Source organism: Streptomyces sp. PH10-H1 (genome assembly GCF_030063355.1).
Taxonomy (GTDB): Bacteria; Actinomycetota; Actinomycetes; order Streptomycetales; family Streptomycetaceae; genus Actinacidiphila.
Genome location: NZ_JASISZ010000003.1, coordinates 42,257 through 62,567, shown reverse-complemented (window position 1 = coordinate 62,567; position 20,311 = coordinate 42,257). Strand labels below are relative to the sequence as shown.

Below are 20,311 nucleotides of genomic sequence, written 5' to 3'. Positions count from 1 at the left end.
AGTAGGCGCTCACCTCGGCCGGATCGAGCGTGGCCTCAAGGATGCGGCTCGCGGGCGGCAGCCGAGGGCACCGCCGTCAGGAAGCGCTTGAGCCGGGGCGCGAGCGGCCGTTCGACCAGCCGGTGCAGCAGCCAGGCCAGCACCAGCATGGACCCGGCGGTGAGCGGCAGGACGGCGTACGGGGACAGGTGCAGCCGCTGGTGCAGCTGGAAGATGACGACCCAGCCCAGATGCTCGTGGACCAGGTAGAACGGGTAGGTCAGGGCGCCCGCCATGGTCAGCCAGCGCCAGTTGACGCCCGACACCCGTGGGAGGAGGGTGACCGCCGCGACCGCCGCGAAGCCGAGGGTCACGATGACGATGACCACCGTCGCGGACCGGTGCTGGAAGACGTGCGCGGCATGCGCGTTCGGGATCAGCCCCTTGACCGCGTAGTGCTGGCCGAACAGCCAGCCGACCGCGACCACGCCCCAGGCCAGCGGATCGTTCCCGTAGCGGTGCACCAGGTAGAGCCCGATGCCGCCGATGAAGAACGGCGCGTACTCCGGCATCAGGACGGTCTTGAGGAACGCCTCGCCCGACGCGTCCGCGAGGACCGCGCCCGCCGTCCACAGCCCGCAGAACGCCAGTACCCGGCGGCGGGTCGCGCCGGGCCACACCACGGCCAGCGCGAAGAGCAGATAGAAGCGCAGCTCCACCCACAGGGTCCAGCACACGCCCAGCACCCGGTCGGCCCCGACCGGCTGCTGAAGCATCGTCAGGTTGGTGAGCAGATCGCTGGGCGAGACCGTCTTCCACGCCACTCCTGGCAGCGCGAAGACGGCGGTGACCAGCAGCACGGCCGCCCAGTAGGCCGGGTAGAGCCGGGTCGCCCGGGAGACGGCGAAGCCCTTGAGGGTGCGTCCCCAGCCGCTCATGCAGATGACGAAGCCGCTGATCACGAAGAAGATCTGGACGCCGAGCGGCCCGTAGACGGCCACCTTCGACAGCGCGGGGAAGACCAGCGCGGGGGTCTGGCCCCAGGCCTTCCAGGCGTCGCCGCCGCGCCCCGCGTAGTGGTAGAGGCACACCATCAGCGCGGCCACGAGCCGCAGCCCGTCGAGTGCCCGCAGCCGGCCGTGCCGTGGAGCCGCCGGCTCTGTGCCCGGTACGGCGTCCGGCGCGCTCTTCTGCGCTGCGTCCTGTGCGGCGTCCGCCGCGGCCGGCGGTGTGTCGTTCCGGGACAGGGCGGGAGCGGGGAGTTTGAGACTCATCCGATGGCAGCCTTCTTCAAGGCGCGTGCGCGGCGGGCGACGCGACGGAGCAGGGGATTGCGGGGCAGGAACGCCAGCTGCGACGGGACCGCGCCCGGCAGCGCCAGCGAGGCGAGGCGGCGGCGCTTGAAGTAGCGCCAGGTGCGGGCGTTCAGCCGCTTCGACAGATAGCCGACGGTCTCCTCGCGCAGCTCCGGGTACAGCTGCGCCTGCATGCAGAATCCGACGGCCCGCAGCAGCGGCGTGAGGTCACCGGCGACCCGCTCGGGCAAGGGCGGGGACCAGCTGCGGACGGCTTCGGCGTCGTCGAGATCGGGCAGCAGGTCGTCGACGATGGTGACCGGGACGCGATTGCTGTTCTGGTACGGGGAGAGCCGCTCCAGCAGCATCTCCGTACCGGTGCGCGCCACCGGGATCCCGTAGAGCACGGCGGCGGTGAGCAGCGCCGTGGAGTAGCAGCCGACCACCAGCGCCGGACGCACCCGCTGGTAGAGCACCTCGGCCAGGACGGGGGAGTCCAGCACGGTCAGCTCCACGCCGAGCGCGGCCGCCTCCCGCTCCAGCGGGTCCGACCAGTGCGCGGGCGCGACGGGATGCGGCTTGAAGATGATCCGCCGGTGACCGAGGGCCGCGGCGCCGCGCAGCATCCGCAGGTGCAGTTCCTCCTCCTCGGCGGGGGTGAGGATCCCCAGCGCGGAGAGGTACTGCCCGAGCAGCAGGGCCGCGCCCTCGGGCAGCGCGGCGGCGGCAGCCGCGTCATCACCGGCGGCGGAACCGACTCCGGCCCCGCCGCCCAAGTCGCCGCTGGCGTCGGCGAGTTCCGCCAGCACCTTGGTGAACTCCGCGGCGGGCACGATGTGCGGCTCGACGCCGTACTCGGTCAGCAGCAGCGGGCGCAGCCCGGCCACCAGGTCGAGGTGGAGCAGCCGGTTGATCCGGGTGGTCACCAGCGGTTCGATCTTGTCGCGGGTCGGGCCGTACGACATCAGCCCGTCCGCGTACACATCGATCGTCGCGGCGGGGAAGAGCTTGACCAGGGCGAGAGCCGGCTTGACCTGGATCGACTCGACGACCAGTTCCAGATCGTCGTCGCCGAGCTCCCACAGCATCCGCAGATGCCGCTCCCACATGGGCACGTCGTCCGGGCGCGGCGCCCAGTCGCTGGGATGCATGGGCGAGATCGCCTCGTTCCACGACAGCACGTCGTCGAACCTGGCGCGCAGCGCGCCGAAACCGGGCGCGGCGTCGACGGCCGGGGTGGTCTCGGGAACGGGGGCGTTGTTGCTGATCAGCAGCAGGCGCCGGTCCGCCGGTGCGAACAGGCCGGCATCCAGCGCCGCCGCGAGGGTGGCGGCGCCGTACAGCGTCGACGCCACGTAGATCTGCGTATGTGCGCGTGCCATCAGACGGCCACCGTCCCGTGCGAGGTGGTGAGCCGCCTTCGCAGACGGCGCAGCGGCACGCTTCGCTCCACGCCCATCGCGTCCAGCGCCTCCGTGAGAATGTCCTGCGGCATCCGCTTCAGGGCGGCGGAGCTCAGCGTCTTCAGCTGCCGCGCGACCTGCGGTTCGAAGCGTTCGATCGAGTTCAGGTGGTGGGCGATGATCGCGCAGTAGGTACGGACCGCCTTCGGCATGAACCGGTCCGCTTCCGGGTCGGCGGCGGTCTCCGCGAGCACCTGGTCGAAGGAGCGGATGAAGTCCAGCTGCCGTACGTCGCCGATCTGAGTGAGCGAGGTGGCGACACCGCGCCGGTAGAAGACTCCGAGCAGGCCCACCACCGCGAAGGACGCGGCCTCCCGGTGCAGCCGCCAGATCCACGGCCGGTCCTCTGCGGTCCGCAGCCCGTCGGGGAAGTGCAGCAGTCCGGCGTCGGCGAGCCTGCGGTGGTAGATGCCGGCCCAGGCGAACGGGTAGTCGACGGAAGTCGGCCTCCCCGCGGGCAGGATCGCCTCGCGCGGCTTCAGTACGACTCCGCGGCGGCCGTGCGGGACGCGGGTGATGACGCGGGCCGGGCCGGTGCACTGCACATGATCGGTGCGTACGAAGTCGGTACCGAGCTCCTCGATGGCCGCCAGCAGCTGGGGAAGGTAGCCGGGGGCGAGCCAGTCGTCGCCGTCGAGGAAGGTGAGGAACTCGCCGCGTGCGGCGTCGATTCCGGTGTTGCGGGCGGTGGCCAGGCCGCCGTTCGTCTCGCGCGCTACGAGTACGGAGCCGGAAAGGGTGCGTGTCGCCCGTTCCAGGAGTTTCGGAGTGTCATCGGTCGAATGATCGTCGACCAGGATGAATTCGAAATCCGGACGGGAGTTCGCACGAAGACTTTGGAGCATGTCGGGTGCGAATGCCTGCACGTTGTAAAACGGCACAATGACGGAGAGCTTGACCACCTGCTGAACGTTAGGTGCCGGGCGGACTCGGCGGCCGACATTGCGCGGACCCTCAGGTGAACGGCGTATGTCGGGACCATGAAGCAGTCGCCCCCATGGGCCGGTTGGGCAATTCGCGGCACGCTGTTTACCGTCCGTTGGCTTAACGTTGGAGCGCCGCTCGGAACGGATTCCTAGCGTCTGCGTCGTGCCGAAAAGTTCCTCCGATCCCTTGCGGATCACCGTTCTCGCCGATTCGGACACCCGTTGGAAATGGGGTGCGCTGACAGCGCGTCGTATTTCGCCAGATGTCCGGCTCGATGCCCGTCTGCTCCGTGGCCGGGCCACCCCGACCACCCGTCAGCTCGCCGAGATCGGCATCCCCGCGGAATCGATGCGCGAGGTCACCGCCGCCCAGTTCCTGAACGAGACCGGCCGCGCCGGCCGTGACGGGCGGGGCGGAACCGAAGCGAGCGCCCGAACCGACGGCTGCGACGTGGTCGTGCTCGCCTGCGTCGGCGGCACCGTCCAGGCCATGCTGCACGGCCTGGCCCGCGCCTGGGAGGGCTCCGCCCGCCGCCCGGTGGTCGTCACCGGATACGTCGGCGTGGTCTACGAGAAGCTCGCCGACGGTCTGCTGCTGCGGGCCGGCGCGGATGTGGTGCTGGCCAACAGCGCGCACGACGCCCAGCGGTTCCGCGACACCTACGCGGGTGTCGGCGCCGACACAGCGGGGATCGTCGAGACCGCGCTGCCCTTTCTGGAGGGCGCGCCCTACGAGCCGTCCGCCGACCGGCCGTTCACCGTCACCTTCGCCGTCCAGCCGTCCGCGCCCGAGGGCCGCGCCGACCGTACCTACCTGGCCCGCCGCGCCGTGGAGCACGCGCGCCGCCACCCGGAGCGCGAGGTCCTGGTCAAGCTGCGCAGCAAGCCCGGCGAGCACACCACCCACATCGAGGAACACCCGTACCAGAAACTCGTGGCCAGGCTCGGCCCGCCCGCCAACCTGCGGCTGGCCTACGGGCACATGGGCGAGGTGCTCGACCGCACCGACCTGCTGGTGACCGTCAGCTCCACCGCCGCCCTGGAATCCCTGCACCGCTCCATCCCCACCGCCGTCCTCACCGACCTCGGTATCCGCGAGGCGCTCGGCAACCACCACTTCCTCGGCTCGGGCTGCTTCGCCTCCTGGGACCAGCTCGACGAGGGCCGCGTCCCGCGCGCCGACCCCGGCTGGCTCGCCGCCCAGGGAGTGACCGCGAAGGAACGGTTCGGGGCGCTGCGCGAGCGCGTCACCGCACTGGCCGCGGCCGACGAACTCCCGCCGCCCGCCCCGTACTACACACCACTCACCGCACCCGGCTATCTGCCCGGCGTCCTGGCCCGGCACGGCCTCGACGCCAAGGGCGAGCCGCTGCCCGGCGCGGTCACCGAGCGCGAACCCAGCGCGCTGCGCCGCGCGCTGCGGGACGTAGCGCGCAATTCAGCCCGTACCGCCTACCGCCAGGGCGTCCAGCGGGTCGCGCCCGTCATCCGCCGCTGGGGCCAGCTGTGACGAACCAACCGACCGGAGCTTCTGTGACCACCGCACAGTCCGTGACCACCCCACCGCCCGTGGCCACTCCACCGGCCGCCCGCGTCCTCGCCGTCATCCCCGCCCGGGGCGGCTCCAAGGGCGTCCCCGGCAAGAACCTCGCGCCCGTCGGCGGTGTGCCGCTGGTGACCCGCGCGGTGCGCGAGTGCCTCGCGGCGCGGCTGGTCACCGACGTGGCCGTGTCCACCGACGACCCGGCCATCGCCGAGGCGGCCCGCGCCGCCGGAGCCGACGTCGTGCTGCGGCCCGCGGACATCGCGGGTGACACGGCGACCAGCGAGGCCGCCGTCCTGCACGCGATGGACGTCCACGAGGCGCTGGCCGGCACCGCCGTGGACGTCGTCCTGCTCGTGCAGTGCACCAGCCCCTTCCTCACCCGCGAGGAGGTGGACGGTGTCGCCGCCGCCGTCATCGAGGACGGCGCTGACACCGCGCACACCGTCGCCCCGTTCCACGGCTTCGTCTGGCGCGAGGGTGACGGCGAGGACGGCGGCCACGGTGTCAACCACGACAAGGCCACCCGCCCCCGCCGCCAGGACCGCCCCCAGGACCTGCTGGAGACCGGCGCCGTCTACGCCATGCGCGCCCCCGGCTTCCGCGCCGCGGGCCACCGGTTCTTCGGCCGCACCGCGCTGGTGCGCACCGAGCCGGCCCGCGTCCTGGAGATCGACGAGCCGGACGACCTCAGCCGCGCCCGCGCCCTCGCACCGCTCCTCGACGCCGGTTCCACTCCCACCCTCGACGACATCGACGCGGTGGTACTCGACTTCGACGGCACCCAGACCGACGACTCGGTGCTGGTCGACTCCGAAGGACGGGAGACCGTCGCGGTGCACCGCGGCGACGGGCTCGGCATCGCGGCCCTCCGCCGCGCCGGGCTGCCCGTACTGATCCTGTCCTCGGAGACCAACCCGGTCGTCGCCGCACGGGCCAGGAAGCTCCAGGTCCCCGTGCTCCATGGCATCGACCGCAAGGACCTCGCCCTCAAGCAGTGGTGCGAGGAACAGGCGATCGCTCCCGAGCGGGTCCTCTACGTCGGCAACGACGTGAACGACCTGCCCTGCTTCGCGCTCGCCGGCTGGCCCGTCGCGGTCGCCAACGCCCATGACGTCGTACGGGCGTCGGCCCGCTCCATCACCTCCACCCCCGGCGGCCGCGGCGCGATCCGCGAGATCGCCGTCTGGATTCTCGGCCCCACTCTCTCCGCACCCCTCCCCGTAAAGGACCTCTCCCAGTGACCAGCACCCCCACGACCCCGAAGAACCTCCGTCCGGTCGGCACCCGCCACATCGGCACCGGACAGCCCGTCTACGTCACCGGCGAGATCGGCATCAACCACAACGGCGACCTCGAGAACGCCTTCGCGCTCATCGACTCCGCGGTCTCGGCCGGCTGTGACGCCGTCAAGTTCCAGAAGCGCACCCCCGAGGTCTGCACCCCGCGCGACCAGTGGGAGATCGAGCGCGACACCCCCTGGGGCCGGATGACGTACATCGACTACCGGCACCGCGTCGAGTTCGACGAGAACGACTACAACGCGATCTCCGACTACTGCCGCAAGCGCGGCATCGACTGGTTCGCGTCCCCGTGGGACGTCGAGTCCGTCGCCTTCCTGGAGAAGTTCGACCTCCCGGCCCACAAGGTCGCCTCCGCCTGCCTCACCGACGACGACCTGCTGCGCGCGCTGCGCGCCACCGGCCGGACGATCATCCTCTCCACCGGCATGTCCACCCCGAAGCAGATCCGGCACGCCGTCGAGGTGCTCGGCAGCGACAACATCGTGATGTGCCACGCCACTTCCACGTACCCGGCGAAGCACGAAGAGCTCAACCTGCGCGTGATCAACACCCTGCAGGCCGAGTACCCGAACGTGCCCGTCGGCTACTCCGGCCACGAGGTCGGTCTGCAGACGACGCTGGCCGCCGTCGCCCTCGGCGCGGTCTTCATCGAGCGCCACATCACCCTCGACCGCGCCATGTGGGGCTCCGACCAGGCCGCCTCCGTCGAGTCCCAGGGCCTGGAGCGCCTGGTCCGCGACATCCGCATCATCGAGACCTCCCTCGGTGACGGCGTCAAGAAGGTCTACGAGGGCGAGCTCGGCCCGATGAAGAAGCTCCGCCGTGTCGCGGGCGTCGTCGCCGAGGCCGAGTCGGCCGACGCCGACCGCGCTCCCGCTGTGGTCTGACGGGACGACGTCCCGGGTACCGCGAGCCGCCGCCACCGCGAACCACGAGAACGAGGAGTACCGGGATGACCGCGCCAGCACCCGGCCGGGGACCGCTCGCACTGGTCGAGTCCCCTGTCCAGCTCCTCAACGTCCTTGAGTGGGCGCACATACACCCCCCGACGGCGATCCCCGCGCCGCGTTCCGGGGCGGCTCCGGCCGCCCCGGGCGGCGGTGCGGCGGTCTCACCGCTCACCGTCGTCGTGCTCTCCCCGCGGGACCCCATGAGCCGCGGGCAGCTGCGCCGGATGGCCGAACTCGCCCGCGAGGACGGCGTCACCGTCCGCTGGTACGAAGCGCGCAGCAACCGGCTCGGGCTGCTGCGTACCGCCCTGACCCTGGCGCCGCTTCTGCTGAGCGTCCGGCACCTCGTCCTCGGTGACCCGTTCTCCCGGCTGGTGCAGGTGCTGCTGCCGCTGTGCCGGGCCCGGGAGATAACCGTCGTGGACGACGGCACCGCCACCATGGAGTTCACCGAGATCCTGGGAAACGGCGGCCGCCTCGTCCGCTGGCACCGCGCCGGCCGGCGGTCACCCGTCGACGCGGCCTTCGCGGTCTTCGCCCTGGCCGCCCGGCGCCGGCTGACCCCCGGCCGCCGCCGCACCATCGAACTCTTCAGCGCCATGCCCGCGACGCCCCCGCCCGGGATGACTCTGCGCGCCAACCGCTTCGCCTGGACGCGCTCGCGCTTCGGGCCGCCACGCATCAGTGCCGGCACCGACATCATCGGCACCTCCCTCGTCGAGACCGGTGTGGTCGACCTCGACCGGTACCTCGCCGCGGTTGCCGCTCTCGCCGAGTCCCACGGCGCCACCCGCTACTTCGCCCACCGTCGTGAGGACACGGCCAAGCTCCACCGCCTCGCCGTCGAGACCGGCCTGGAGGTCGTCCGCCCCGACCTGCCCCTGGAGCTGGTCGCCCGCCGGGGGCCGATCGGCCACACCGTGCTGAGCTTCCCCTCCACGGTCGTCCACACGCTGCCGCTCGCCCTGGCCGGTACGGGTGTCCGGGTGCTCGTCCGCGACATCGACGACGCGTGGCTCACCCACACCGCCTCACCGCGCGCGCAGGGATTCCTCTCCGGCATCTCCGGCACGGCCCGGGACCTCCACGGCCTCACCTCGGCCACGGCCCAGGCCACCGCGTAACGGCGTCGTGCCGGTTCCAGGCGGCCCCGATACCGGGCCCCTACGCTGCGGCCGACGGCCCCGGAACGCTGCGGCCGGCGGCCCCGGATGTTCCGGGGGACCCCCCTGGAAGGGAGCCGTTGCCTCGCGGGCGGTGAATCGTTGAGCGAGGATGGGTGGTGAAAGGCCCAAAAGGCCGTGATACCCCCGAAGGGACTGGGTATGCGCTGATGGGGCGACTTCTTCTCCTTCGACAGGACTGAATTTCTCTCGATCAACGCTGGAGGAGCTCTCATGGGGCCTACGCTGTCGGAGGTGAACGACTCACCCGCAGTGCCATCCGGCGCGCTGCCCGCCGGGCTGCGCGCCGAACTGACCGCGTTCCGGCGGGACATGAGCCACCGCCCCGGGACCGGTCGCCAGGACTCCCGCACCGCAGAAGCCGCCGCAGAAGCCGCCAAAGCCGCCGCCGAGGCCGTCACCTCCCGGCTGGAGCAGGCCGGTCTGCGGCCCCGGGCGCTGCCCGGCGGGACCGGGGTCGTCTGTGACATCGGGGCCGCGGACCCGGCGCGCCCGCGGCTGGCGCTGCATACCGACATCGACGTGCTGCTGCTCGGCGCCGGCCTGGTGCTCGCCGGTCTGGAGCGCGAGGGACGGCTGCCGCGACCGGTCCGGCTGATCCTCCAGCCCGCGGGGGACGCGGCGATGGGCGGCGCGCTCGACGCGATCGAGGCGGATGTGCTGGAAGGCGTCGGCCGGATCCTCGCGGTGCACGGCGACCCGGGGACCGCGGTCGGGCGGATCGGCCTGCGGCAGGGCCCCATCACCTCGGCCGCCGACCGCCTGGTGCTGAAGCTCGACGGCGCGGGAGGCCACAGCGCGCGCCCGCATCTGACCACGGACCTGGTGATGGCCACGGCCAAGATGGCCACCGAGCTGCCGGCCGTGCTGGCCCGCCGGATGGACCCGCGGTCCGGCGTGAAGGTCGTGTGGGACCGCATCGAGGCGGGGCACGCCTGCAATGTGATCCCGCAGCACGCCGAGCTGGAGGGCACCGTCCACTGCCTGGACCGCGCGGCCTGGGGCGACGCGCCCGACCTGGTGCACGAGGTGATCGACCAGGTGGCCGGGATGTACCGGGCGAAATGCGAGATCCAGTACCAGCGCGTCGTGCCCCCGGTCGTCAACGAGATGGCGTCGACGGAGCTGCTGCGGAAGGCGATGACGCTGCGCCACGGCGCGCTCGCCGTCGAGGACACCGAGCAGAGCCTCGCCTGCGAGGACTTCGCCTGGTATCTCGAGCAGGTGCCGGGAGCACTGGCCAGGCTCGGCCTGCGGCCCGCGGACGGTGCGCCGCGACACGACGTCCGATCGGGTGAACCGGACGGCGTCGAGGACGCGGTCACGACCGGTGTGGAGCTCCTCACGGCGGCTGCGCTGCTGGTCTGACGGTGGGTGGCGTGTCCCTCACGGGTGGTTGACCTGGCCGAAAGGCGTCGATCCGATAACAGGTCTTCATTCAGCCTTTACCTGACATCTACGCGCGTTAAGCTCCCGAATTAGCCAGCGCCGGACGGGGCGCTTTCGAATGAAGGGGACCCTCGTGCGCCGGGTTACCAAGATCGTTGCTGCGGGTGTCGCGTCCGCGGCCCTCGCCCTCACCGCCACCGCTTGTGGCAGCAGCAGCAGCTCCGACACCAGCAAGGCCAAGGGCGTAGGCATCGCCTATGACGTCGGCGGCCGAGGTGACCACTCCTTCAACGACTCCGCCGCGAAGGGCCTGGACAAGGCCAAGGCGGACTTCAGCCTCGGCACCAAGGAGCTGACGGCCAAGAACACCGACACCGAGGCGGACCGTGAGCAGAAGCTCAACGACCTCGCCAGTGCCGGTTACAACCCGGTCATCGGTGTCGGCTTCGCCTACGCCGACTCGGTGAAGGCCGTCTCGAAGAAGTACCCGAAGACGACCTTCACGATCGTCGACTCGGTCGTGGACGGCCCCAACGTCGACAGCGTCACCTTCACGGAGGAGCAGAGCTCCTACCTGGCGGGTGTCGCCGCCGCGCTGAAGACCAAGACCAACAAGATCGGCTTCATCGGCGGCGTGGACATCACGCTGATCAAGAAGTTCGCGGGCGGCTTCCAGCAGGGTGTCAAGGACACCAAGCCGAGCGCCACCGTCGACATCGAGTACATCACCCACGGCGGCGACCTCTCCGGCGTCGCGAAGCCGGCCGAGGGCAAGGCCAAGGCCAAGGGCATGCTCGACCGCAACATCGACGTGATCTACGCGGCCGCGGGCAGCTCCGGCGCCGGCGCCATCGAAGCCGTCGCGGGCAAGCAGGGCACCTGGGCGATCGGTGTCGATGGCGACCAGTACCTGGACAAGGGCCTGGCGCAGTGGAAGAACTCGATCCTGACCTCGGTCATCAAGAACGTCGACGGCTCTGTCTACGACGTCATCAAGAGCGTCAAGGACGGCAAGCCGATGGTCGGCAGCCACACCTACGACCTCAAGGCCGGTGGCGTCGGCCTCACCACCTCCGGTGGCTTCATCGACGACATCAAGACCCAGCTCGACGCGGCCAAGAAGAAGATCGCTGACGGCACGGTCACGGTCCAGAAGACCCCCACCAGCTGATCATCGACGCGAGGCCCGGCGGGGAGGGTGACTTTCCCCGCCGGGCCTCGCGCCTGTCCCGTTGCGGCTCTTCGGCCACCAGCGCCGGTTGTGCCGCGACAACTGTGGATCTGACGGCGCTACGCGCGTAGAGTCCGATCCTCGCGATACGTTCGCCCCCACCGCTCCGCTCTGCCCGCGAGGAGAGTGCGTCATCAACGCGTCCAGCAGTCCCCCCGCCGTCGAACTGCGCGGCATCACGAAACGCTTCCCGGGCGTCGTCGCCAACCGGGACATCGACATCACCGTGCGCCGCGGAACCGTTCACGCCCTGGTGGGTGAGAACGGCGCGGGCAAGTCGACCCTGATGAAGATCCTCTACGGGATGCAGCGTCCCGACGAGGGGACCATCACCCTCGACGGCGAGAAGGCGGAACTGCACACCCCGGCCGACGCCATCCGGCTCGGCATCGGCATGGTGCACCAGCACTTCATGCTCGCCGACAACCTCACCGTCCTGGAGAACATCGTCCTCGGCGCCGAGCGGCTGCACGGCATCGGCGGCAAGGCCCGCGCCAGGATCGCGGAGCTCTCCGACGCCTACGGGCTCGGCGTACGCCCCGACCTCCTGGTCGAGGACCTCGGCGTCGCCGACCGCCAGCGTGTGGAGATCCTCAAGGTCCTCTACCGCGGCGCCCGCACGCTGATCCTCGACGAGCCGACCGCCGTCCTCGTGCCGCAGGAGGTCGAAGCGCTCTTCGCCAACCTGCGCGAACTCAAGTCCGAGGGCCTGACGGTCATCTTCATCTCGCACAAGCTGGGCGAGGTGCTCTCGGTCGCCGACACGATCACGGTCATCCGCCGCGGCACGACCGTGGGGGACGCGGACCCGAAGACGGTCACCGTCAAGCAGCTCGCGGAGCTCATGGTCGGCAGTGAACTGCCGTCGCCGGAGACTCGCGAGTCGACGGTCACCGCCGAGCCGATGCTGGAGGTCAGCGGCCTCTCGCTGATCGACCAGGGAATGCAGTCGACCAAGCCCGCAGGCCGCCACACGGTCGTCAGCCTCGTCGTCGACGAGATCAAGGTCGCCGACGCGCGGCTTGTTCTCGATGACATCTCCCTCACGATCCACAAGGGCGAAATCCTGGGAATCGCGGGTGTGGAAGGCAACGGCCAGGCCGAGCTGGTCGAAGCCCTCATGGGGATGCGCGGTCTCGATGCCGGCACGGTAAAGCTGGACGGCGCCGACATCACCACCGCCCCCACCCGCAAGCGGCGTGAGGACGGCATCGGGTACATCCCCGAGGACCGCCACCGCCACGGTCTGCTCCTCGAAGCGACGCTGTGGGAGAACCGCATCCTCGGCCATGTCACCGAGAAGCCCAACAGCAGGGGCGCACTCCTGGATCTGACCGCGGCCCGCCGTGACACCGAACGGATCGTCAAGGAGTACGACGTCCGTACGCCCGGCATCGAGGTCACCGCGGCCTCGCTCTCCGGCGGCAACCAGCAGAAGCTGATCGTCGGCCGTGAGATGAGCCACCTGCCCAAGCTGCTGATCGCCGCCCACCCGACCCGCGGTGTGGACGTCGGCGCTCAGGCGCAGATCTGGGACCAGATCCGGCAGGCCCGCCGGGAGGGTCTGGCCGTACTTCTGATCTCCGCCGACCTGGACGAGCTGATCGGCCTGTCCGACACCCTGCGGGTGATGTACCGCGGCCGCCTGGTCGCGGACGCCGACCCCGCCACCATCACTCCTGAGGAGCTGGGTTCCGCCATGACCGGCGCCGCTTCCGGCCACCTCGAGCACACGGACGCCGGAGGAGAGGACCGATGAAGAAGTTCGACAAGGACCGGCTGATCCTCGGCCTGGCCGCTCCTGTACTCGCGATCGTCGCCGCCTTCGTACTCACCGCGCTCGTGCTCCTGGCCACCGGCAAGGAGCCCTTCCACGCGTTCAACGTGATGTTCGACAAGGGGCTGACGAGCGACAGCCAGGTCTTCATCCTCAACAAGGCGACGACGTACTATCTCGCCGGCATCGCGGTGGCCATCGGCTTCCGGATGAATCTGTTCAACATCGGCGTGGACGGCCAGTACCGTCTCGCGGCCTTCTTCGCGGCCGTCGTGGGCGGTGCGGTGAATCTGCCCTCCTTCATCCAGATCCCGCTGATCATCGTCACCGCGATGCTCGTCGGCGCGATGTGGGCGGGGCTCGCGGGGGTGCTCAAGGTGACCCGGGGCGTCAGCGAGGTCATCACCACGATCATGCTGAACGCCATCGCCACCGCGGTGATCGGCTACTTCATGATCCCCGGCCGGCTCGCCCAGCTGCATGCGGACACCAACTCGGTCTCCACCAAGGAGCTCCCCGCCTCGGGCCACTTCTTCGGCTTCGACATGGGCGCCAACGGCACGATCTGGGGCTTCATCGTGATCGCGGCCGTGGTCGGCGCGCTCTACTGGTTCGGGCTCTCCCGCACCCGCTTCGGCTTCGACCTGCGGGCGGTCGGCCGCTCCGAGTCAGCGGCCGAGGCCAGCGGTGTCAACGTCAAGCGCATGGTGATCACCAGCATGCTGCTGTCGGGTGCCGTCGCCGGACTGGTCGGTATGCCGGTGCTGCTCAATGACGCGCACCAGTTCAGCACCGAGTTCCCGGCCGGTATCGGCTTCACCGGTATCGCGGTGGCGCTGCTCGGCCGCAACCACCCGATCGGCATCGCGCTGGGCGCGCTGCTCTGGGGCTTCCTCGAAATCGCCTCCAGCAAGCTGGAGTTCGAGAACTACGACAAGGAGATCGTCGGCGTCATCCAGGGCATCATCGTGCTCTGCGTCGTCATCGCCTACGAGCTCGTCCGCCGCTACGGAATCAAACGCCAGCAACAGAAGGTCGGCGAGGAACTCGCCGCCCAGGCCCGCGACGCCCAGCAGGAGGTGGCAGCGTGAGCGCCACGGCTACCCCCGGCAAGACCGCACAGAGCCCGACGGGCACGTTCCGCGGCAGGCTCACCCTGTCCCGCGTCCTGCTGATCGTCGCGGGCGCTCTCATCGCGCTCTCCGCCGTACGCGCCATCACCGGCGCCAACGACATCACCTCGTCCGGCCAGATCTCGGGCGCCCTGACGATGGCCGTGCCGATCGGCCTCGCCGGGCTCGGCGGTCTGTGGTCGGAGCGGGCCGGCGTGGTCAACATCGGCCTCGAGGGCATGATGATCCTCGGCATGTTCTTCGGCGGGTGGGCGGGCTGGCAGTCCAACCCGTGGCTCGCCGTCGTCGCCGGCATCCTCGGCGGCGCGCTCGGCGGCCTGATCCACGCCATCGTGACCGTGACCTTCGGCGTCGATCACATCGTCTCCGGTGTGGCCATCAACATCCTGGCGCTGGGCGCCACCCAGTACCTGGCCAAGATCTGGTTCAGCGTCGGCAAGGCCGCGGAGAAGGGCGGCAGCCCCAAGCAGTCGCCGCCGATGGCCGACATCAAGTCGTTCACCGTCCCCGGGCTCTCCAGCTGGATGCACACCGTCGAGGGCCACCACTGGTTCCTCGTCTCGGACATCGCCGGGATCATCGGCGGTGTGGTCACCGACCTGTCGTCGCTGACCATCCTGGCCGCGGTGCTGTTCGCCGCCACCTTCTTCGTCCTGTGGCGGACCGCGTTCGGCCTGCGGCTGCGCTCCTGCGGCGAGAACCCGATCGCCGCCGAGTCGCTCGGCGTCAATGTCTACAAGTACAAGTACCTGGCGGTCATGGCCTCCGGCGGCCTCGCCGGCTTCGGCGGCGCCTTCCTCGCCATCGTGCCCTCGCACATCTACAACGAGGGCCAGACCGCCGGCCGCGGCTACATCGGCCTCGCCGCCATGATCTTCGGCAACTGGCGGCCCGGCGGGCTCGCCATGGGCGCGGGCCTGTTCGGCTACTCCGACAGCCTCCAGCTGCGCAACGGCGGCGAGACCGTCCACGCGCTGCTGCTCGCGCTGGCGGTGCTGCTGGTCGGGCTGGCCGCCTGGCGGCTCTACCAGAAGAAGTTCGTGCCGGCCGTGGTGGGCGGCGCCGCCGCCGTGCTGCTGGTGGTCTGGTACGCGCTGACCGACACCGTTCCCGATCAGCTCGTGGGCGCGACACCGTACATCGTCACGCTGCTGGTGCTCGCCCTCGCCTCGCAGCGGCTGCGGATGCCGAAGGCTGACGGCATGCCGTACCGGAAGGGCCAGGGCAAGTGACGATTCCTCCTGCCGAGGGCTTTGACGGCTTTGACGGCGCGACCGTCGGCGACGACGCCGGTCCTGTCGACGCCATCGACTGGGAGGGCCTGCGGAAGCACGCCCGGGACGTCATGTCCCGGGCCTACGCCCCGTACTCCCACTTCCCGGTCGGCGCGGCCGCCCTCGTCGACGACGGTCGTGTCGTCGTCGGCTGCAACGTAGAGAACGCGGCCTACGGCGTCGCCCTGTGCGCCGAGTGCGGACTCGTCTCCGCGCTGCACGCCTCGGGCGGCGGCAGGCTCACCGCCTTCACCTGCGTGGACCTGCGCGGCAACCTACTGATGCCGTGCGGTCGGTGCCGCCAGCTGCTCTGGGAGAACGGCGGCCCCGGACTCCTCGTCGACACGGCGCGCGGCGTCGTCCCGATGAGCGAAGTCCTGCCGGACGCCTTCGGCCCCGAAGACCTGAACCGCTAAGGAATCCCCTCTTATGGACGTCATTTCCGTCATCCGCACCAAGCGCGACCGCGGCCGCCTCAGCGACGAACAGATCGACTGGGTCATCGACGCGTACACCCGCGGCCACGTCGCCGACGAGCAGATGTCCGCGCTCGCCATGGCGATCCTGCTCAACGGCATGGACCGCGCCGAGATCGCCCGCTGGACCGCCGCGATGATCAACTCCGGTGAGCGGATGGACTTCTCCTCGCTCCCGCGCCCCACCGCCGACAAGCACTCCACCGGTGGCGTCGGCGACAAGATCACGCTGCCGCTGGCCCCCCTCGTCGCGGCCTGCGGCGCGGCGGTGCCGCAGCTGTCGGGACGCGGCCTCGGCCACACCGGCGGCACCCTGGACAAACTCGAGTCCATCCCGGGCTGGCGCGCGTCGCTGACCAACGCCGAGATGCTCGACGTGCTCAGCAGCGCCGGTGCCGTCATCTGCGCGGCGGGCGACGGTCTCGCCCCCGCCGACAAGAAGCTCTACGCGCTGCGCGACGTCACCGGCACGGTCGAGGCGATTCCGCTGATCGCCTCCTCGATCATGTCCAAGAAGATCGCTGAGGGTACGGGGTCGCTCGTGCTCGACGTGAAGGTCGGCTCCGGCGCCTTCATGAAGACGCTTGAGGATGCGCGCGAACTGGCCTCCACGATGGTCGGTCTCGGGACCGACCACGGTGTGCGGACCGTCGCTCTCCTGACGGACATGTCCACGCCGCTCGGCCTCACGGCCGGTAATGCGCTGGAAGTGCGTGAGTCCGTCGAGGTGCTGGCCGGTGGTGGGCCCGCGGACGTCGTCGAACTCACGCTGGCGCTGGCCCGCGAGATGCTCGACGCGGCGGGTCTGCGCGATGCGGACCCCGCCAAGGCCCTCGCGGACGGCTCGGCCATGGACGTCTGGCGCCGCATGATCGCCGCCCAGGGCGGCGATCCCGACGCGGAGTTGCCGGTGGCGCGGGAACAGCACGTCGTGCATGCCTCCACCAGTGGCGTCGTCGAGGTGGTCGACGCATACGCCGTCGGCATCGCCGCGTGGCGGCTCGGCGCCGGGCGTGCGCGCAAGGAGGACGTCGTCCAGCTCGGTGCGGGGATCGAGCTGCACGCCAAGCCGGGAGACTCCGTCGTGGCCGGGCAGCCGTTGATGACCCTTCACACGGATACGCCGGAGAAGTTCGCGTACGCGTTGGCGGCGCTGGACGGCGGGGTGCTGGTGGGTGCGCCGGGCGCGTCGTTCGAACCGAAGCCGATCGTGCTGGACCGTATCGCCTGACGATGCGGTGCGTTGGCGGGCCGGGGCGGTCAGCCCGTGCGGGGGCGTTGGCGGGCCGGGGTCCGGTGGCTCCGGGGGAGGGGTTCGAAATCGACTATTTACGGGCCTGGCGGCCCACAAATAGCTCGGCAGCATTTCGAACCCCTCCCCCTCCGCCCCCGTACCCCTCCGTCGAGTGTCCTGCCGCCGCCCTCGCTCAGGCGCCTGCGGCGCGCCGGGCGGCCCTGCCGCCTCTCCGCGCTGCGGCCTGGCGGCCGGTCCCGTCGGGCGGCAGCCGCCCGGAAACCGGGGCGACCTTGGGGCCGTACGAAAGTCGGCCGACGAGATCGGTCCAACTCTCCTGTACTTGTCTTGACGGCGGCCCCGGCCGCGGTCAGGGCGGTGCGGCCGGGGCGGACGGCACTGCGGGATTTTAGGCAGCCACCATGGGGCGAGCCTCTAACGAGTAGCCGCACGATAGTGGCGCGATCTTGATCGCCGGATCTCTGCATGCTTCACCGGTCGTCCCGTGGCCAGCGTGGCAAGCACTGACGTTGGCCTGGCTCGCCTGCCCGATAATCTCTGGTTCGGATCGCAACTGCAGCCGACGATTGGAGTACTCACACATGGTCAGCGTTAGTGTCGAAAACCCGGAACAGACCGATGCGCGTCTGGGCCGGGTGATCGCGGCGGCCGACTTCGTGGTCCATGACGGCGTCTGGTGTTTCCAGGAGTTCCCGGGCGACCGGCCTCCCACGCTCACCAGCGACACGCTGGCCATGGTCCGGGACCAGGACAGTTGGAGTCGACTCGTCCCGGCAACCGCGGAAGGCGAGGGCGAGCGGTTCGGGGTGTTCTCCTTCCACTTCCCGCCGGACCTGGACAACAGCGGCTTCGTCGGCTGGTTGGCCACCCGTCTCAAGACACGGTTGGGAACGGGTGTCTTCGTCGTCTGTGGCAGCAATCGCGCCCGCGGCGGCATCTACGACTACTGGGGCTGTCCCACCGACCTGTTCGACGACGCCATCGAAGTCATCGAAGCGCTACGACGCGCCAGCTGATCAGCCGCGCCGTGCCCATCCAGCGCAACCTGGTGTCAGGACACGAAGAGCCGCGCGGGACTATCAGAGCGTGAAGTCAGATTGGGCCCGCGCGGCTTGCTCCGATTCTGCCCTGTGCGGGATCTCGAAGGAACACCTGGGTGCCCTGATCGCCGAGCTGGCCGGGCCCTGGGCCGCGGCCAGGGAGGCTGAGCAGCGCGAACGGCGTGGTCACGCCCGGTTGCGGGCCGCCGGTGCGGGTCCGGGCCATCAGCTGGTCTTCGTCGACCGGGTGCTGGTGACCTTGGTGGCGCTGCGCTGGGGGCTGTCCCACAAGGTGCTGGCCGTCCTGTTCGAGGTGTCGGCCTCCACGGTGGACCGGGCGGTGGCCGAGGTCCGCCCGCTGCTGGCCGCGCGGGGTTTCGCGATCCCGGACCGGCCCGGGATTCGGCTGCGGACCCTGGCCGACGTGTTCGCCTACGCCCAGGCCGAAGGCATCACGCTGCGGATCGACGGCACCGAGGTGCAGGTCCGCCGCCCCAAGGCGCACCGGCCCGGTCGCAAGGCGTTCATCTCGGGCAAGAAGAAGCAGAACACCGAGAAAGCCACGATGATCAGCGACCGGCAGGGCCGGGAGCTGTGGCTCGGCGCGATCCGCCCGGGCCGGATGCACGACGCCACCCAGGTCCGCACCGAGGGCGTCGAGGAACAACTCCGGTTGCACCCGAATGTCCGCGCCGAGGTCGACTCCGGCTACGCCGGCCTGGCCCGCGACTTTCCCGGCCAGGTCAGTGCCCCGCCGAAGAAACCTGCCGCGGACGCGGGTCCGTCCGAGCGCAACTTCTACGACTACACCCGCCGCCGACAATCCCAGCGTCGGATCATGGTCGAGCACGCCATCGCCGAGCCGAAACAGTGGCGCAGCCTGCAACGCTGGACCGGCAACCGCGATGACCTGCCTGAAGTGATCGCCGCGATCGGCGCCCTGGTCTCCGACCGGAGCGCGAAGCGCCCGACCCGCAGCAAGCCGAGCACCGCACTCGTCCTCGCCGGATCGACGGCCTTCTGATCAACCCCGAGCCGAACCGCCAGGCCGACCCGTCCCGACCCTTATCGTGCGGCTACTCGTAAGACCAGGGGGCCACTCGGTCGCATTGCGGGCAGGGGTGAAGCCTGCCCGAGTCGCGGGTCAGCGTACGGCCCCCCGTTCTCTCGCCCCATGGCAGCTCCCGCCCAAAATCCCGCAGCGCCGGCCGCTCGTTCACGCTCGCCACCAGACGCCGCGCCAAGAGGCAGCGTTGGCAGCACGATCCCCGTCATCTGCCGCTAGTCGTGCGTCAGCGTGATCACTTGGTCGGGTTCGGTGGTCCATTCGCGCCCGCCGCCCAGCGGGAGCAGATCGGCAAGGCAGCCGGTGCAATGCTCGGGATGGTTGCCGTACGGGTCCCCGGGGTCCATGACCGCGCGCAGGGTGCCGATGCGGCCGGTCGCCAGGTCACGCACTACCGTGCCCCGGGGCGGAAGGACGACCGGCGGCGGCTTGCCGCTCACGGCCTGGCCTTCCCACGCGTGTCACGGAGCGCCTGTCGCAGCTGGAGGGCCGTTTCGCAGTCAGCGCCATCCGTCCGGCACTCCACCTCGCAGCCCGTGACGTGATCGAGCCACGCGCGGTACGCGAACTGCGCACGCCCCTGGGCCACGCTCACGCGCACGGGGATCCTCCCGGGCGGGCCGGAACCTACCTCCAGCCAACGGACGCTGTGATCATTCACCGCGCACGCCTCCCAGACACCGGACCGCACCGCGTCCGGGACTGCGTCCTTCCGGGTGTTCAGGGCCATCGCGCCGACTTCGGGCGAGGAATGTTCGTGCTGTGCGTCCGGACTCACCGCACACGCTCCTGAATCCACCGAGCCAGCCGAAGGGTTTCCACGGCCGACAGCCCGCCCAACTCCACCTGGGCCGTGCCCATCAGCGGGAATCCACCGCTCAGCGACGGCAACGAGAAGCCCGCCGCATCCAGAGCTTCGGCCAGGGCATCAGCCGCGCGCCTGCCGACAGCGAGCGCCGTTTGCTGCGAATCTCTCTGCTCCGTCGTCATGACAGCAGGTTCGCGCGTAAGCGGGGGCGACCCCAG

Annotated in this window: 18 protein-coding genes; 13 read left to right on the top strand and 5 right to left on the bottom strand. The window is 70.4% G+C overall.

All coding sequences use genetic code 11. The features are described 5' to 3' along the window. Positions 1–35: 35 nt before the first annotated feature. From QMK24_RS02925 to QMK24_RS02915, 3 genes are read right to left on the bottom strand one after another with little or no spacing between them, the layout of a single operon-like run. Positions 36–1,253, bottom strand: coding sequence for an acyltransferase family protein (locus QMK24_RS02925; protein WP_283463451.1), 1,218 nt, complete (start codon positions 1,251–1,253; stop codon positions 36–38). Then, positions 1,250–2,656: a polysialyltransferase family glycosyltransferase gene (locus QMK24_RS02920; RefSeq protein ID WP_283463450.1), complete on the bottom strand. Its 1,407-nt coding sequence runs from the start codon at positions 2,654–2,656 to the stop codon at positions 1,250–1,252. The genes QMK24_RS02925 and QMK24_RS02920 overlap by 4 nt, the downstream gene beginning before the upstream one ends. After that, positions 2,656–3,639, bottom strand: a complete 984-nt coding sequence (locus QMK24_RS02915) for a glycosyltransferase family 2 protein (RefSeq protein ID WP_283463449.1) — start codon at positions 3,637–3,639, stop codon at positions 2,656–2,658. Before QMK24_RS02915 ends, QMK24_RS02920 begins: the two co-directional genes overlap by 1 nt. 187 nt (positions 3,640–3,826) lie before the next feature. Between QMK24_RS02915 and QMK24_RS02910 the strand changes: the two genes are divergently transcribed. The 13 genes from QMK24_RS02910 to QMK24_RS02850 all read left to right on the top strand — a co-directional run bounded on the left by QMK24_RS02910 (position 3,827) and on the right by QMK24_RS02850 (position 19,243). Beyond that, positions 3,827–5,173: a DUF6716 putative glycosyltransferase gene (locus tag QMK24_RS02910; protein ID WP_283463448.1), complete on the top strand. Its 1,347-nt coding sequence runs from the start codon at positions 3,827–3,829 to the stop codon at positions 5,171–5,173. 59 nt (positions 5,174–5,232) lie between these two features. Next, on the top strand, positions 5,233–6,450 hold the full coding sequence (locus tag QMK24_RS02905; protein ID WP_283463447.1) for an acylneuraminate cytidylyltransferase: 1,218 nt from the start codon (positions 5,233–5,235) through the stop codon (positions 6,448–6,450). Next, on the top strand, positions 6,447–7,397 hold the full coding sequence (locus tag QMK24_RS02900) for an N-acetylneuraminate synthase family protein (RefSeq protein ID WP_283463446.1): 951 nt from the start codon (positions 6,447–6,449) through the stop codon (positions 7,395–7,397). Before QMK24_RS02905 ends, QMK24_RS02900 begins: the two co-directional genes overlap by 4 nt. A gap of 65 nt (positions 7,398–7,462) precedes the next feature. Further along, the gene (locus tag QMK24_RS02895; protein ID WP_283463445.1) at positions 7,463–8,584 is read left to right on the top strand and encodes a hypothetical protein; all 1,122 of its coding nucleotides are present in this window, start codon (positions 7,463–7,465) and stop codon (positions 8,582–8,584) included. Between the two features lie 273 nt (positions 8,585–8,857). After that, positions 8,858–10,012 (top strand): amidohydrolase, encoded by a 1,155-nt coding sequence (locus QMK24_RS02890; protein ID WP_283463444.1) that lies wholly within the window; start codon positions 8,858–8,860, stop codon positions 10,010–10,012. A 154-nt stretch (positions 10,013–10,166) separates the two neighbouring features. Continuing rightward, positions 10,167–11,204, top strand: a complete 1,038-nt coding sequence (locus QMK24_RS02885; RefSeq protein WP_283463443.1) for a BMP family lipoprotein — start codon at positions 10,167–10,169, stop codon at positions 11,202–11,204. A gap of 193 nt (positions 11,205–11,397) precedes the next feature. After that, entirely contained in the window at positions 11,398–13,023 is a 1,626-nt protein-coding gene (locus QMK24_RS02880) for an ABC transporter ATP-binding protein (protein ID WP_283463636.1), read from the top strand. Further along, complete coding sequence (locus QMK24_RS02875) at positions 13,020–14,132, top strand: ABC transporter permease (protein ID WP_283463442.1); 1,113 nt, start codon at positions 13,020–13,022, stop codon at positions 14,130–14,132. Before QMK24_RS02880 ends, QMK24_RS02875 begins: the two co-directional genes overlap by 4 nt. Then, entirely contained in the window at positions 14,129–15,406 is a 1,278-nt protein-coding gene (locus QMK24_RS02870; RefSeq protein WP_283463441.1) for an ABC transporter permease, read from the top strand. Before QMK24_RS02875 ends, QMK24_RS02870 begins: the two co-directional genes overlap by 4 nt. Before the next feature lie 74 nt (positions 15,407–15,480). Further along, positions 15,481–15,864, top strand: a complete 384-nt coding sequence (locus tag QMK24_RS02865) for a cytidine deaminase (RefSeq protein ID WP_283463635.1) — start codon at positions 15,481–15,483, stop codon at positions 15,862–15,864. Positions 15,865–15,877: 13 nt separating this feature from the next. Next, complete coding sequence (locus QMK24_RS02860; RefSeq protein WP_283463440.1) at positions 15,878–17,155, top strand: thymidine phosphorylase; 1,278 nt, start codon at positions 15,878–15,880, stop codon at positions 17,153–17,155. Between the two features lie 605 nt (positions 17,156–17,760). Beyond that, positions 17,761–18,195 carry a DUF6196 family protein gene (locus QMK24_RS02855; protein WP_283463439.1) on the top strand — a complete coding sequence of 145 codons (435 nt, stop codon included), beginning with the start codon at positions 17,761–17,763 and terminating at the stop codon, positions 18,193–18,195. Positions 18,196–18,265: 70 nt separating this feature from the next. Beyond that, positions 18,266–19,243, top strand: a complete 978-nt coding sequence (locus QMK24_RS02850; RefSeq protein WP_283463438.1) for a transposase family protein — start codon at positions 18,266–18,268, stop codon at positions 19,241–19,243. Positions 19,244–19,500: 257 nt separating this feature from the next. Here the strand turns inward: QMK24_RS02850 and QMK24_RS02845 are convergent, their stop codons facing one another. Together QMK24_RS02845 and QMK24_RS02840 are read right to left on the bottom strand one after the other, a co-directional pair. Continuing rightward, positions 19,501–19,725: a hypothetical protein gene (locus tag QMK24_RS02845; protein WP_283463437.1), complete on the bottom strand. Its 225-nt coding sequence runs from the start codon at positions 19,723–19,725 to the stop codon at positions 19,501–19,503. 334 nt (positions 19,726–20,059) lie between these two features. Continuing rightward, positions 20,060–20,275, bottom strand: a complete 216-nt coding sequence (locus tag QMK24_RS02840; RefSeq protein WP_283463436.1) for a hypothetical protein — start codon at positions 20,273–20,275, stop codon at positions 20,060–20,062. Positions 20,276–20,311: the final 36 nt, after the last annotated feature.